We start from the raw sequence: 14,027 nt of genomic DNA on the forward strand, positions 1-14,027 counted from the left end.
ACCGTGCGCCTTGCCTACGAAGACCGCTTCAGCGAGCTCGAGCCGCTGCTCGCCCGCGTCGAAAAACCGAGTCGTTACATCGATCACGAATGGGGGACCAAATCGGACCCCGCGGCACCGTTCCGCGTCTGCCTCATCTATCCAGACGTCTACGAGGTCGGCTTGCCCAACCAGGGAATCGCCATCCTCTATGCGGTTCTCAACCAGCAGGAGGGCATCTCCTGCGAGCGGGGGTATGTGCCCTGGATCGACATGGCCGACGCCATGCGCGCCGCGCACGTGCCGTTGCTGTCGCTCGAGGGAGCGGCTCCGGTCGCGTCGTTCGACATCGTGGGCTTTCACGTGCCCCACGAGATGGCGGTGACCAATTACCTTGAGGCGCTGGACCTCGCGGGCATACCCCTGCTTTCCGCCGACCGCGCCGAGGACGATCCCATCGTCATCGCCGGTGGCCCGTCCGTCTACAACCCCGAGCCCGTCGCCTGCTTCTTCGATGCGATCATGATCGGCGAGGGCGAGGAGCAGATCGTCGAGGCGTCTCGCTGCGTCGAGCGCATGCGCGCCAGCGGCGCGTCCCGCATCGACATACTCCGGGCGCTCGCCCACGTCGGCGGCGCGTACGTGCCCGCGCTGTACGAGGTCAGCCATGAGGGCCCGTGCACCGAGCACGGCTTCACGGTTCCCCGGGCGGGGGAGGACGTCCCCGATGTCGTCTACAAGCGCGTGGTGCGGGACTTCGGTGCGACCGACCCCGTCCCGCAGAGCATCGTGCCCTATGCGCAGCTCGTCCACGACCGCCTTTCGATCGAGGTGCTGCGCGGCTGCGCCCGCGGATGTCGTTTCTGCCAGGCCGGCATGACGTACCGCCCCGTCCGCGAGCGCACGCCCGACCAGATCGTGGGGGCCGTCACCCGCGGGCTTTCCGAGATGGGTTACGAGGAGGTGTCGCTCACGTCGCTCTCCACGACCGACCACTCCTGCTGCGCCCCGATTCTCTCGCGCCTCAACCGCCGGCTCGCCGACACGGGCACCCGCGTGTCCATCCCCTCGCAGCGGCTCGATTCCTTCGGCGTCGACATGGCGCTCTCCGTGGCGGGAGAGAAAAAGGGCGGCCTCACCTTCGCGCCCGAGGCGGGCAGCCAGCGGCTGCGCGACGTCATCAACAAGAACGTGACCGAGGACGATCTCGAGCGCGCGACGCGCGCGGCTTTCGAGGCGGGGTGGCGGCGCGTCAAGCTCTATTTCATGATGGGCCTTCCCGGTGAGACGGATGACGACATCCGCGCCATCGCCGAGCTCGCCGACAGGACGTACGAGCTCGCACGCGAGATCGTGCCCAAGGGCCAGCGCGGCGGCATCTCCGTCTCCGTCTCCGTCTCCGTGTTCATCCCGAAGGCCGCGACGCCGTTCCAGTGGTGCGCCCAGACTCCCGACGAGGAGGTCAAGCGCAGGCAGCAGCTGCTCATCCACAGCGTGCGCAACCGCGCCGTGCGCGTCCACTACCACGATGCCGACACCTCCCTCATCGAGGCCGTGCTTTCCCGCGGCGGGCGCGACCTGTCCGGCGTCATCATGGGCGCCTGGCGGCGCGGAGCGCGCTTCGATGCCTGGACCGAGCAGTTCGACCTCGCGCGCTGGGAGGATGCCGCGCGCGAGGAGGGCATCGACCTGCGTGCGGTCGCGCAGACGCCCTTCGAGCTCGAGGCGCGCCTTCCGTGGGAGCACGTCAGCCCCGGTGTGTCCCGCGGCTTCCTGCTGCGCGAGTGGCGCCGCGCGATGAAGGCCGAGACCACGCCCGACTGCACCCGAACCTCGTGCACGGGATGCGGCATCTGCCCGACCCTGCACGCCGAGAACGTCCTGGTAGGTGATCGCAAATGACCGAGACCACGGCTTCGCGGCTCTTCCGGCTGCGCACGTCCTATGTCAAGCACGGGCGGCTCGCCTATCTGGGTCACCTCGAGCTCATCCACACGATCGAGCGCATCGTCCGGCGAGCCGGCCTTCCGTTCGCCGTCACGCAGGGGTTCTCTCCGCACATGCGCGTCGGATTCACGTCGGCGCTACCGGTGGGAACCTCCTCCGACGCGGAGTATTACGACCTGTTCATGACCGATTACGTCCCCGCTCCCGCCGCGCTCGATGCCCTGAGAGCATCTTCCCCGGCCGACCTGGCTCCGATCGCGTCCGGCTATCTTGACGTGCGCGCACCGGCCCTGACCGCTGAGATCACGCGGGCACTGTACCGGATCGATCTAGACCTTGCGGTCCGCCTCGATGTCGACGCGGACCGCCTCGAGCGCGATGTCTCCCGCCTGCTCGAGCAGGGGCGAATTCCGTACATGCGCGGCAAGAAGGAAAAGGAGCTCGACCTCGCGGGGAACCTCGTCTCCTTCGCCGCCTCGCAGGTGAGCCGCGGCCGCCTGGCCCTCGAGCTCGATACGCGCATAAGCAACGAGGGGGGTCTTCGTCCCGAGATCCTGCTCGCGGCGCTCGACCGCCTGTGGGCGCCTGCGGGATCGGATTTTGAAGGTCCTATCGTTTCTCGAGGAATCCAAGACTTCGAGCGCATTCCGCGCTATTCTGTTTGTCGGACTGCCCAGTATGCAGAGGATGCTGACGGATCCCTCTTGAGTCCGCTGCGTACCGACGAGCCTTCTCCTGCTCCCAAATCGGTCTCGTCTGTGCCGTCCTTGTGAAGCGGTGGAATCTGCGTCGATATTTCCTGTTGACGCTGCATTTTTCTGCTGCTAGGATATTCGACTGTTGCACTAACTGATGCATGAAGGGCAAAACAATGTACGCAATCGTTTCAACCGGCGGCAAGCAGTATAAGGTCGCCACTGATGATGTTCTGAACGTCGAGAAGATCGAGGGCGAGGTCGGCACCAAGGTCGAGCTGCCCGTTCTCTTCCTCAACGACGGCAAGAAGATCATCACGGATCCTGCCAAGCTTGCAAAGGCTAAGGTCACTGCTGAGATCGTCGAGCAGTTCAAGGGCGAGAAGCAGCTTGTCTTCAAGTTCCACAAGCGTAAGCGCTACAGCCGTCTCAAGGGTCATCGTCAGCAGCTTACCCGTCTGAAGATCACCAAGGTCCAGGCTACTTCCCGCGCCAAGAAGGCCGCTGCGGCCTCCGAGGCTCCTGCGGCTGAGTAACTCGCGAGAACTGCAAGAAAGTAGGTAACACTCATGGCACACAAAAAAGGTCTCGGCTCGTCCCGTAACGGCCGCGATTCCCGTGGTCAGCGTCTCGGCACCAAGCGTTTTGCCGGCCAGACCGTGACCACCGGCACCGTCCTCGTCCGTCAGCGCGGCACCCATATCCACCCGGGCGACAATGTTGGCCGCGGCAAGGACGACACCCTCTTCGCGCTGGTCGACGGCACCGTCGAGTTCACGAAGGGCGTCAAGCACCGCGTGCACGTTCGTCCGCTGGCCAACGCCTAAGCGCACCCTTCATCTTTCGCATCTTTGCATCTTTGGGAGACCCTTGGCCGCTTGCTGAGGGTCTCCTTTCTTTCTTAAGGAGGCACCGTGTCACAATTCACCGACATCTGCCGCATCAACGTGAAGGGCGGAGACGGCGGCGCCGGGTGCATGTCGTTCCGTCGCGAGGCGTACGTTCCCAAGGGAGGTCCCGACGGCGGCGACGGCGGGCGCGGCGGAAATGTGGTCATACAGGCCTCCGCCCAACTCTCCTCGCTCGTCGATTACCGCTTCAAGCATCATTTTCGCGCCGAGCGCGGGACGCACGGCCAAGGCGCTCGCCGCGACGGCAAGTGCGGCGAAGACCTGATTCTCAAGGTGCCTATGGGCACGGTCGTCCGCGAGCTGGATGTCGAGACCCAGGAGGTTCTGTACGACATCGCCGACCTCACGCACGATGGCGAGCGCGTCATCGTCGCCCCGGGCGGCACGGGCGGCCGCGGCAACACGCATTTCGTGACCCCGACGCGCCGCGCCCCCACCTTCGCCGAGAAGGGCGAGCCCGCCGACGAGCACTGGATCGAGCTCGAGATGAAGCTCATGGCGGATGCGGCGCTCGTCGGCATGCCCAGCGTGGGCAAGTCGTCCCTCATCGCCCGCATGAGCGCGGCCCGTCCCAAGATCGCCGATTACCCGTTCACCACGCTCGTCCCCAATCTCGGCATGGTTCGCGCCGGGGACTACTCCTATGTCGTCGCAGACGTTCCGGGGCTCATCGAGGGCGCCGCGGAGGGCCGCGGGCTCGGTCATCAGTTCCTGCGTCACATCGAGCGCACGGCCCTGATCCTTCACGTCGTCGACATCACGGGCGGCTACGAGGGCCGCGACCCCATCGAGGACTACCGGGTCATCAACGATGAGCTTCGTGCGTACGCCTCAGAGCTCGCCGATCGGCCCCAGATCGTCGTCGCGAACAAGTGCGATGCGAGCGGCATGACTCAGCGCGTGGCGGAGCTCAAGCGGGCTGCGCTCGAAGACGGTCACGAGTTCTTCGCGGTGTCGGCTCTCACCGGCGCCGGCCTCAACACCTTGATGCTGGCCTGCGGAGAGCGCGTCAGCCGCTTACGCGAGGACCTTGCTTCCGATGACGTCGACACCGCGTTGCTGGATGAGGAGTGGGAGCGCCGTCGCCGCGAGCGCGACCGCGCGTTCTCCGTCGTGTCCGAGGGTCCCGGCATCTGGCGCGTTTTGGGCCGTGGCGTTGAGCGCCTCTGCGTCCAGACGGACTGGGAGAACGAGGATGCCGTCATCTACCTTCAGCATCGGTTGACCCACATCGGTGTCGACGACGCGCTCGAGCGCGCCGGCTGCGTCGCGGGCGATGAAGTCCGCATCACCGGCTATTCGTTCGCGTACGAGGGGGCCGAGGAGTACGTCTACGAGCAGGAGCTCATCGACGGAGCCCCCGAACCGTCCGTTGAGGACCCCGATGAGACGGATGTCGCCTCGATAGGGGGAGCCGCGCACGATGAGTGACGCTTCGCGTGCCGTCAAGCTTCCCTCCCTAGATCCTGCTGCCGGTCGAATCATGCGGCTCGGGATCATGGGGGGGACGTTCGACCCCATCCACTACGGGCACCTGGCCGTCGCCGAGCAGGCTCGTGAGGCGCTTCGGCTCGACCTCGTGCTGTTTATGCCGGCGGGGTCCCCGGCTTTCAAGCAGGACGCCCGGGTCTCGGATGCCGAGGACCGGTACGCCATGACGGTTCTCGCCACCGCGGCCAACCCCGCCTTCTATGCGAGCCGGTTCGAGATCGATCGTCCCGGCGTCACGTATACCGTGGACACCCTGAGGGCGCTGCGTGCGCATTACCCCGCTTCCGTCGAGCTGTTCTTCATCACGGGCGCCGATGCCATCCTCGACCTCTTGACATGGCACGATGCCGCCGACATGGCGCGGCTCGCGACGTTCATCGCCGCGACCCGGCCTGGTTACGACATCGTTCAGGCCCAGCGGCGCGTCGAAGCGAGCGGGGTCGGCTTCGATGTCCGCTACATCGAGATTCCCGCGCTCGCGATCAGCTCGACCAATATTCGAGATCGCGTCCGCGGCGGGAAGAGCGTGCGATATCTGACGAGCGAGTCGGTCATCGGCTACATCCAGAAAAACGGCCTCTATCGCCCGGGGCCGGACGCCTTCGGAACCGATGCGCTCGAGGAAGGGGAGCAACATGGACGCTAAGTTCTCGATCGATGACCCGGAGGCGTACCTCGCGCGCATCCGCGAGCTGCTCGATGTGCGCATGCGCGACAACCTCCGTCGCCGCAACCACACGCTCGGCGTCGCGCGAACCGCAGCCGAGCTCGCCGAGACCTACGGGGTCGACCCGTTTCTCGCCGAGGCCGCCGGCCTCCTGCACGACTGGGACAAGGTTCTGCCCGATGGGGAGCTCATGGCCCGCGCCGCTCAGTACGGCATCCGCGTCGCGGGTTCCCCGATCCATGCGGTTCCGTTGCTTCACGGTCCCGTCGCCGCACACGAGCTGCCCGAGCTGTTTCCCGAGCTTCCCGCCCCCGTCTTTCAGGCCGTCGCGCGCCACACGGTCGGCGCGACGGACATGACGCCGCTCGACATGGTCGTCTTCATCGCGGACGCCATAGAGCCGATGCGGTGCGGGGCGTACGCCGATGACCTCCGGGCCCGTGTCGGCGCCTGCGATCTCCAACGCCTGTTTTTCGACTGCTTCACTCAGGGTCTCGTCTACGTCATGCAAACGGGTCGGTACCTGTATCCGACCGCCCTCGACATCTACAACTCGTACGCGCTCTCCTGCGCGGGAAAGAAAGGATGAACATGTCCGAATCCAACGACGTTCTCGACATCGAAACCATGGCCGACCGCGACGCCGTCATGCCCGTATCCTCGGACCGGACCGCCGCCAGCCTGTCGAGCAATGGGATAGACGCCCGTTTCGTGGCGGAATGTGCCGCGCATGCGGTCTCGGATAAGCAGTGCGGTGACATCGTCGTCCTCGATCTGACCGAGCTCTCCGATGTCTGCGACTATTTCGTGATCGCCACCGCCAACAACTCCCGTCAGGCGGATGCGTCCGTCGATGAGGTCGAGGAGCGCGTCGCGGATGCCTGCGGTGAGCATCCTTTCTCTATCGAGGGCAGGGACAAGGGCGATTGGATCCTCATGGACTACGGATCGGTCCTCGTGCATGTGTTCACCCCGGAGCAACGCGAGTTCTACCGCCTCGATAAGCTGTGGGGCGATGACCCCGTGCTCGACCTCGATCTGGACTAGCCGCCATGAGCCCGCTTCGCGCCGCGTTCGGCCGGCGCGAAGCGGGCTTTCGCTTATGGGTTCGAAGGGTACTTGTCGCGTCGAATGAGGTCCTCATCGAACCGGGCGGCGCGCCCGTACCCTACGGCGCCCGCTCCGAAACGGGCGCGGATGCCGTCCACGGCGACCGAAAGGTCGCGTAATTCCGTCGTCTCCGCCCCGCGTTCATCCAGATCGCTGAACAGGTCCGCCTGAACGCCCGCGGCGTGGTCGAATCCTGATGCGGCGACTCCCGCGAGGCGCACGGTGACCCCGGGTGACCATATCGTATCGAGCAATTCCGACAGCACCGGGGCCATCGCATGCTCGTCATCGGTCGGATGGGCAAGGGTTCTCTGCGCGGAGCGGCCCTCGCCGAACGTGTACTTCAGCTTGACGCAGATGCATCCGGCGGTGAGCCCCTGGGCCCTCAGCCGCGCGCCGACGGACTCGGCGAGCAGGGCGAGCGCCGCCTCTATGTCCGAGCGCTCGGTCAGGTCCTGCGGAAAGGTGCGCTCGTTGCTGACCGATTTGACCTCGCGGGGCGAGGCGGCGGTGCGGACCTTCGAGCGCTCGCGTCCCGAAGCGCGAAGTCGCGCTTCCTCCGCATGGGAGCCGAAAACCGCTGCCAGCGCTTCCGGAGGTGCCGTCGCCAGCTCCCCGAGCGTTCGAATGCGCATGCGGGCGAGGGCGGCCTCTGCGCGCCCGCCGATCCCGCTCATGGCCCTCACCGGAAGCGGGGCGAGGAACGTGCGCTCGCAGCCTGGGGGAACGACCGTGAGGCCGCGGGGCTTCTGCTGCTCGCTGGCGATCTTCGCGACGGTCTTGTTGCAGCCGAGCCCGATCGAGCAGGTGATTCCGAGCTCGGCCACGCGGGCCATGATACGGCGGCAGATCTCCACCGGGCCCTCGTCTGCAAATCGACCCGGCGTGATGTCGATGAACGCCTCGTCGATGGACACCCGATCGACATAGGGGGTCTCGTCTTCGAGTATCACCATGACGCGCGCGCTCAGCTCGCGGTACCTGTCGAACCGACCGCGCGTCCATATGGCTTGGGGGCACAGGCGGCGCGCCTGCGAGCTCGGCATGGCCGAGCGGACGCCGAAGCGTCGGGCTTCATACGATGCGGTCGAGACGACGCCGCGGCGCTCCGGGTCGCCACCGACGATCACGGGCTTCCCGCGCCACTCCGGATGGTCGAGCTGCTCAACGCTTGCGAAAAAGGCGTCGAGATCGACGAGTGCGATGGCTGGGCCGCACCAGCGCCCCAGCAGCGCATCCGCGCCGCATGCCGCGTCGTTGCCCCGTGCGCCCATGGCTCTCCTTTCAGATGCGTATATATGTTCGATTGTACGACACGGTTCCCGCGCATATACGGTGAAGGGCTTGCATTTTGTCCATACGTGCGTAAGATATGGAATGCTTTCGACCATACCGAAGAAGTTCTTCTCACGGCTTCACCTGCTCCGGTCTAAGGCGTATCATTATTAACTGTTTGTCTGTTGTTGCAGCATGTGCTGCGTAGTTGGAGGAGTTTGCATTGGCAGTCAAGATCCGCCTCGCTCGTCACGGTTCCCACAAGCGTCCGTACTACCGCGTCGTCGTCGCTAATTCCCGTTCGCCCCGCGACGGTCGTTTCATCGAGGAGGTCGGCCGCTACAACCCGCTGACCACCCCCAAGACCATCAACCTCGACCTTGAGAAGATCTCCGAGTGGCAGGCCAAGGGCGCTCAGCTCACCGATGCCGTCGCTGCGCTCGTCAAGGCCGCCAACGAGGGTGAGAAGGCTGCCGAGGCCCCCAAGAAGTCCAAGAAGCAGCTTGCCCGTGAGGCCGCCGAGGCTGAGGCAGCTGCCGCTGAGGCTAGCGAGGAGTAGCTTTGACCGCTGGGCTCTCCGAGAGCGTCGAAGATACCCTGGAGGTCGCGGACGGGACGGAGCTCGTTTCCGATCGCATCGCCGATCTTGTCGAGTACCTTGTCGTCAACATCGTCGACGATGTTGACGCGGTGAGTCTCGAGGTTATCGACAGCGAGTCTTCGTCGGCCATCGAGGTTTCCGTCGCCGCCGATGATGTCGCTAAGGTCATCGGCCGGCACGGGCGCACGATCAAGGCCATCAGAACGCTCGCCCGCGCCCTGGCCGCACGGTTGGGAACGTCCGTTGAGATCGAGGTTCTGGGGTAACTCTTGTCGACCGATTTCAGGAATATAGCACGTGTGGTCAGGCCGCACGGCACGAAGGGGGAGGTCATCGTGGCTGAGCTGCGAGGCCTTCCTTTTTATCTCCATGAGGGCATGGAGGTCGCCTTGACTCCGCCCGCGCTCGATCGCGACCGGTTCTGCCTCGTCGAGGAGGTCAAGAACTGCGGCGGGGAGATGCTCGTCTCCTTCTCATGCGCCCATTCACTCCATGATGCCGAATCCATATCCGGCACGACGGTGCTCGCCTGCACCGAGGATCTCGATGCCAGCCGGCTCGACGCCTCCGTGGACGAGCTGATCGGTCGTGCCGTCGTGGATGCCCGGTTCGGGTCGCTCGGCGTCATCGGGGAGGTCATGCTCACTCCGGCCAACGATGTCTGGGTCGTGGACGGCGCTCGGTACGGAGAGGTCCTCGTCCCCGTCATCGAGCAGGTCGTCGAGTCCGTCCCCGCCGAAGGCCCCATCTCCGTTCGCCTCATGGACGGCTTGATCGATCCGTCTCTGCTGTAAGGGGGAGCACCGTGATCATCGAGACCCTCTCCGTGTTTCCGGAGATGTTCGAGCCCGTCATGTCGACGTCCATACTCGGCCGCGCCCGCCGGGCGGGGCTGTTCGAGTTTCAAGCCCATGATCTGCGCGACTGGACTCACGATAGGCACCGCACCGTGGACGACGAGCCCTATGGTGGGGGAGCGGGCATGCTCATGAAGGTCGAGCCGCTCGTCACCGCGATCGAGGACCTGGCTTCGCGCGGGCCCGCGCCCCGCGTCGTGTTCTTCACGCCGTGCGGCGAGCCGTTCACCCAGATGGTCGCCGAGCGCCTCGTCGAGCAGGAGCGCATCCTGTTCGTCTGCGGCCGGTATGAGGGCATGGACGAGCGCGCGTACGATCTCGCCGATGAGCGCCTGTCCATCGGCGACTACATCTTGACGGGTGGCGAGCTGCCCGCGATGGTCGTGGCCGACGCCGTCGTCCGCCTGATCCCCGGCGCCTTGGGAGACGACATGTCCAACAAGGACGAGTCGTTCGCGACGGGCGACGATGGGGGCCTTCTGGAATACGCCCAGTACACGCGCCCCGCGGAGTTCCGGGGCAAGTCGGTTCCCGCAGTCCTGCTTTCGGGCGACCACGCCAAGGTTGACGCCTGGCGCCGTGCGAACGCCATCGAGCGAACGTGCCGGTGGAGGCCCGACCTCATCGCGCGCGCGGGTCTAGACGAGGAGGAGCGCGTCCGTGCCGATGCGCTTATCGAGGCGATGCACGGGCCGTATGGCCCATGCGAGACGGGAGGTCGGCTATGAGCTACGAGCGCTCTGGTTTCATCCGCAGCGCACTGGAGTGGATCGCGGTCTTCGCCGTCGCGCTCGGCGTCGTCTTGCTCGTGCGCACGTTTGTCATCGAGCCCTATGTGGTCCCCACCGGCTCCATGGAGTCCACGATTCAGGTGGGCGACCAGCTGCTTGCCCAGAAGGTCACGACCCTGCTCGGTATCGATCCCTCGGCGGGCGATATCGTGGTCTTCGATAATCCCGAGGCGGGAAGCGAGCACGAGGTGCTGATCAAGCGCGTCGTCGCCACGGCCGGGCAGACGGTCGACTTTTCCGACGGCAGCCTCCTTGTCGACGGCGAGCCCGTCACGGAACCCTATGCGCAGGGGCTCACGCAGGCGCTGCCGGTCCAAGCCGACGACGTGAGCATCGCCTATCCCTACACGGTGCCCGAGGGGTGCGTATGGGTGATGGGGGACAACCGCGAGAACTCCGCCGACTCCCGGTATTTCGGTCCCGTCTCCTGCGACTCGGTCATCGGGGTCGCCGTCGTGAGGTACTGGCCCCTCACGCGCATGGGCGGACTGTGAGACGGGGCTCTCGCGCCGGGACGTTGCACGCCTCGCGTTACTTATAGGCAATTTGTTCAGCCCGCGGCGCGCATCGTCCGCGGGCTGCTACTATTACGAACTATATGTCCACACGATTGAGGGGGAGCGGCTCAGGATGAATCCGAACGCATTGACCTTCCAAGACATGATCCTCAAGCTCGAGGCCTACTGGGCGGGTCACGGCTGCACGGTCATGCAGCCCTACGATTCCGAGGTCGGCGCGGGGACCTTCCATACCGCGACGCTGCTGCGCAGTCTCGGCAAGCAGCCCTGGCGCGCCTGCTATCCGCAGCCCTGTCGCCGTCCCGCCGACGGCCGCTACGGCGAGAACCCCAACCGCCTGCAGCATTACTATCAGTTCCAGGTGCTCATCAAGCCGAGCCCCGAGAACTCTCAGGAGCTCTACCTGGATTCGCTCGCCGCCATCGGGCTCGACCCCGCTTTGCACGACGTGCGCTTCGTCGAGGACGACTGGGAGAGCCCCACGCTCGGCGCATGGGGTTTGGGCTGGGAGGTCTGGCTCGACGGCATGGAGGTCACGCAGTTCACGTACTTCCAGCAGGTCGGTGGTATCGAGTGCGATCCCGTCCCCGTCGAGATCACCTACGGGCTCGAGCGCATCGCCATGTACGCCCAGGGGGTGACGAGCGTCTACGACCTCGTCTGGAGCTATCTGCCCGACGGGACCCCGATGACCTACGGCGACGTCTTCCTCGAGAACGAGCGCGAGTTCTCCGCCTACAACTTCGAGGTCGCCAACGTCGACATGATGCGCGGCAAGTTCGATGATTTCGAGGCCGAGTGCCATGCCTGCCTCGATGCCAAGCTCCCGCTGCCCGCATACGACTGCGTCATGAAGTGCAGCCATAGCTTCAACGTCCTGGATGCCCGCGGGGCCCTCTCCGCGACCGAGCGCGCTGCCTACATCCTGCGCGTCCGCACGCTCGCCAAGGCCTGCTGCGAGTGCTATCTCGCCGAGGTCGCCGGTGATGATGCTTCGCACGTCGATGCCCAGATGGGGGAGGTGGCCTAAATGGCGAGCACCCGTACGTTCCTGTTCGAGCTCGGTGTCGAGGAGATGCCCTCCGCGCCGCTGAACAACGCCGTCAAGCAGATCGAGGCGCTTATGGCCAAGGGGCTTGACGAGTCCGGCCTCGCGCACGGCGCGGTCCGCGTCCTGTCTTCCCCCCGTCGACTCGCCGCGTTGGTGCAGGACGTCACCGAGTCGACCGAGGAGATCCATTCGGTCATGCGCGGCCCTTCCGCGAAGATCGCCTTCGACGCGGACGGCAACCCCACCAAGGCCGCCGAGGGCTTCGCCCGCAGGTACGGCCTTACCGCGGCGGATCTCGTCCTCCGCGAGGACGCTGACGGCGCGGAATACGTCTTTGCCGAGCAGAACGCTCCCTCCGAGCCCGCGCTTCCCATCCTCACCCGCGTGAGCGAGGAGCTGATCGGAGCCATCCAGTGGCCGAATTACCGCAGCCAGCGCTGGGGGTCCGAGCACGAGTCCTTCGTGCGCCCGGTCCGCTGGATCTGCTCGCTGTTCGGCGACGAGGTCGTGCCCGTCTCCTTTGCCGGCGTCGTGAGCGGCAACGTGACGCGCGGGCATCGCGTGCTCTCCCCGGGCGAGCACGTCGTCCCCGACGCCGATGGCTACGAGGCCGTGCTCGAATCCGTGCATGTCCTGTCGGCCGAGCGCCGCGCGCAGGTCATACGCGACGGCATCGCCCGCGTCGAGGCCGACCTCGGCGTGCGCGTGGACACCCCGGCAAAGATCTTCGACGAGGTCGTGAACCTTTGCGAGTGGCCGACCGTCCTGGTCGGCAACTTCGATGAGGAGTTCCTCGCCGTGCCCTCCGAGATCATCTGCGAGTCCATGCTCTCGAACCAGCGCTATTTCCCGACCTACGGCGCGGACGGCAAGCTGACGCGCGCCTTCGTCGTCGTGTCCAACGCCGATCCCGCGGTGAGCGAGACCGTCATCGACGGCAACGAGCGCGTCGTTCGCGCCCGCCTCTATGACGCCAAGTTCTTCTACGACGAGGATCTCAAGGTCGACCTGGAGGACTTCCGCGAGCGCCTCGCTTCCGTTGGCTTCCAGCAGAAGCTCGGATCGGTGCTCCAGAAATCCGACCGCATGGAGGATCTCGCCCTCGCCATCGCGCGCGAGGCGCATGTGGGTGCGAGTTCCGCGTCCGACGCCCAGCGCGCCGCGCACCTCGCCAAGGCTGACCTGGTGTCCTCCGCCGTCGTCGAGTTCACGAATCAGCAGGGCGTCATGGGCGGCTATTACGCCGCCGCGGCCGGCGAGGCGCCCGAGGTCGCGGCCGCCATTCGCGACCATTATCGCCCCCGCTTCGCCGGCGACGAGCTGCCCGAGGGAATCGCTGGCTGCATCGTGGCCGTGGCCGACAAGCTCGACACCATCGCGGGCATGTTTGCCATCGGCGAGCCGCCGACCGGTTCCAAGGATCCGTTCGCCCTTCGTCGCTCCGCCATCGGTGTGCTCAACATCCTGCGCGATCGTCTCGGGTGCGGCTACGAGCCCCTCGTGCGCGCCGCGCTCGACGCGTACGCCGAGCAGGGCCTGGAGTTCGATTCGGACGTCGTCGCTGAGGCCGTGTGCGCGTTCATCAAGGGTCGCATGGAGCAGATGGCTCGCGACGAGAAGGTGCCCTCGGATGTCGTCGCAGCCGTTTCCGCCGGCTCTGTGACCATTCCTGCCGATTACCTCGCCCTCGCGCGTGCGCTCGACGGAGCGCGTACGCACGATCGCGCATCGTTCGAGAACCTTGCTACCGCCTATGCGCGCGCCTCGCATCTCGCGGACGCATCTCTCGGCACCTCGGTCGACCGAGCGCTTATGGGCGCTGCGGAGTCCGCGCTTCTCGAGGCCGTGGATAAGGCCGAGGGCGCCGTCGCCTCCTCGCTCGCCTCGAAGGACTTCTCCGGGGTCATCGAAGCCCTGGCTTCGCTCCGCGAGCCCATCGATGCGTTCTTCGACGACGTCATGGTCATGGACGAGGACGTCTCGCTCCGCGAGAATCGACTGCGCCTGCTCAACCGCTTCGAGTCCGTCTTCGCCGGTATCGCAAACATCGGTGAGCTTGCCAAGAAGAAGTAGGCCCTCTTCACATCGTTGCCGTCTGGCCCCGCCGTCTCGCCCACACAGCGAGCAGGCGGGG

At 65.8% G+C, this 14,027-nt stretch carries 16 protein-coding genes; 15 read left to right on the plus strand and 1 reads right to left on the minus strand.

Annotation, left to right across the window (positions count from 1 at the left end):
- The first annotated feature begins 3 nt into the window (after window positions 1-3).
- The 8 genes from BQ7355_RS06655 (at window position 4) to rsfS (ending at window position 6,737) form a co-directional block, all read left to right on the plus strand.
- Window positions 4-1,881, plus strand: a complete 1,878-nt coding sequence (locus BQ7355_RS06655; protein WP_072415478.1) for a TIGR03960 family B12-binding radical SAM protein — start codon at window positions 4-6, stop codon at window positions 1,879-1,881.
- A complete protein-coding gene (locus BQ7355_RS06660; RefSeq protein ID WP_072415479.1) occupies window positions 1,878-2,699 on the plus strand; it encodes a TIGR03936 family radical SAM-associated protein in 822 nt (273 codons plus the stop codon). The genes BQ7355_RS06655 and BQ7355_RS06660 overlap by 4 nt, the downstream gene beginning before the upstream one ends.
- Before the next feature lie 98 nt (window positions 2,700-2,797).
- Window positions 2,798-3,157 carry a 50S ribosomal protein L21 gene (rplU, locus tag BQ7355_RS06665; RefSeq protein ID WP_072415480.1) on the plus strand — a complete coding sequence of 120 codons (360 nt, stop codon included), beginning with the start codon at window positions 2,798-2,800 and terminating at the stop codon, window positions 3,155-3,157.
- Window positions 3,158-3,190: 33 nt separating this feature from the next.
- The gene (gene rpmA / locus BQ7355_RS06670) at window positions 3,191-3,448 is read left to right on the plus strand and encodes a 50S ribosomal protein L27 (protein WP_072415481.1); all 258 of its coding nucleotides are present in this window, start codon (window positions 3,191-3,193) and stop codon (window positions 3,446-3,448) included.
- 87 nt (window positions 3,449-3,535) lie between these two features.
- Entirely contained in the window at window positions 3,536-4,963 is a 1,428-nt protein-coding gene (obgE, locus tag BQ7355_RS06675; protein ID WP_083581625.1) for a GTPase ObgE, read from the plus strand.
- Window positions 4,956-5,669 (plus strand): nicotinate-nucleotide adenylyltransferase, encoded by a 714-nt coding sequence (nadD, locus tag BQ7355_RS06680; RefSeq protein WP_072415482.1) that lies wholly within the window; start codon window positions 4,956-4,958, stop codon window positions 5,667-5,669. The genes obgE and nadD overlap by 8 nt, the downstream gene beginning before the upstream one ends.
- A complete protein-coding gene (yqeK, locus tag BQ7355_RS06685) occupies window positions 5,659-6,279 on the plus strand; it encodes a bis(5'-nucleosyl)-tetraphosphatase (symmetrical) YqeK (protein WP_072415483.1) in 621 nt (206 codons plus the stop codon). Before nadD ends, yqeK begins: the two co-directional genes overlap by 11 nt.
- Window positions 6,280-6,281: 2 nt before the next feature.
- On the plus strand, window positions 6,282-6,737 hold the full coding sequence (gene rsfS, locus BQ7355_RS06690; RefSeq protein WP_083581627.1) for a ribosome silencing factor: 456 nt from the start codon (window positions 6,282-6,284) through the stop codon (window positions 6,735-6,737).
- A 53-nt stretch (window positions 6,738-6,790) separates the two neighbouring features.
- Here rsfS and dinB read toward each other — a convergent pair whose 3' ends face one another.
- Window positions 6,791-8,074: a DNA polymerase IV gene (dinB, locus tag BQ7355_RS06695; RefSeq protein ID WP_072415485.1), complete on the minus strand. Its 1,284-nt coding sequence runs from the start codon at window positions 8,072-8,074 to the stop codon at window positions 6,791-6,793.
- A gap of 224 nt (window positions 8,075-8,298) precedes the next feature.
- Here dinB and rpsP point away from each other — a divergent pair, with 224 nt between their 5' ends.
- The 7 genes from rpsP (at window position 8,299) to glyS (ending at window position 13,966) form a co-directional block, all read left to right on the plus strand.
- Window positions 8,299-8,634 (plus strand): 30S ribosomal protein S16, encoded by a 336-nt coding sequence (rpsP, locus tag BQ7355_RS06700; RefSeq protein ID WP_072415486.1) that lies wholly within the window; start codon window positions 8,299-8,301, stop codon window positions 8,632-8,634.
- Window positions 8,635-8,636: 2 nt separating this feature from the next.
- On the plus strand, window positions 8,637-8,942 hold the full coding sequence (locus BQ7355_RS06705) for a KH domain-containing protein (RefSeq protein WP_083581629.1): 306 nt from the start codon (window positions 8,637-8,639) through the stop codon (window positions 8,940-8,942).
- 69 nt (window positions 8,943-9,011) lie between these two features.
- Entirely contained in the window at window positions 9,012-9,470 is a 459-nt protein-coding gene (locus BQ7355_RS06710) for a ribosome maturation factor RimM (RefSeq protein WP_240307341.1), read from the plus strand.
- 11 nt (window positions 9,471-9,481) lie between these two features.
- The gene (trmD, locus tag BQ7355_RS06715) at window positions 9,482-10,261 is read left to right on the plus strand and encodes a tRNA (guanosine(37)-N1)-methyltransferase TrmD (RefSeq protein ID WP_072415488.1); all 780 of its coding nucleotides are present in this window, start codon (window positions 9,482-9,484) and stop codon (window positions 10,259-10,261) included.
- Window positions 10,258-10,818 carry a signal peptidase I gene (gene lepB, locus BQ7355_RS06720; RefSeq protein WP_072415489.1) on the plus strand — a complete coding sequence of 187 codons (561 nt, stop codon included), beginning with the start codon at window positions 10,258-10,260 and terminating at the stop codon, window positions 10,816-10,818. Before trmD ends, lepB begins: the two co-directional genes overlap by 4 nt.
- Before the next feature lie 136 nt (window positions 10,819-10,954).
- On the plus strand, window positions 10,955-11,872 hold the full coding sequence (locus tag BQ7355_RS06725; protein WP_072415490.1) for a glycine--tRNA ligase subunit alpha: 918 nt from the start codon (window positions 10,955-10,957) through the stop codon (window positions 11,870-11,872).
- Window positions 11,873-13,966: a glycine--tRNA ligase subunit beta gene (gene glyS, locus BQ7355_RS06730; protein WP_072415491.1), complete on the plus strand. Its 2,094-nt coding sequence runs from the start codon at window positions 11,873-11,875 to the stop codon at window positions 13,964-13,966.
- Window positions 13,967-14,027 lie beyond the last annotated feature (61 nt).

The sequence above is a fragment of the Collinsella phocaeensis genome (assembly GCF_900119895.1).
GTDB classification, from domain to species: Bacteria; Actinomycetota; Coriobacteriia; order Coriobacteriales; family Coriobacteriaceae; genus Collinsella; species Collinsella phocaeensis.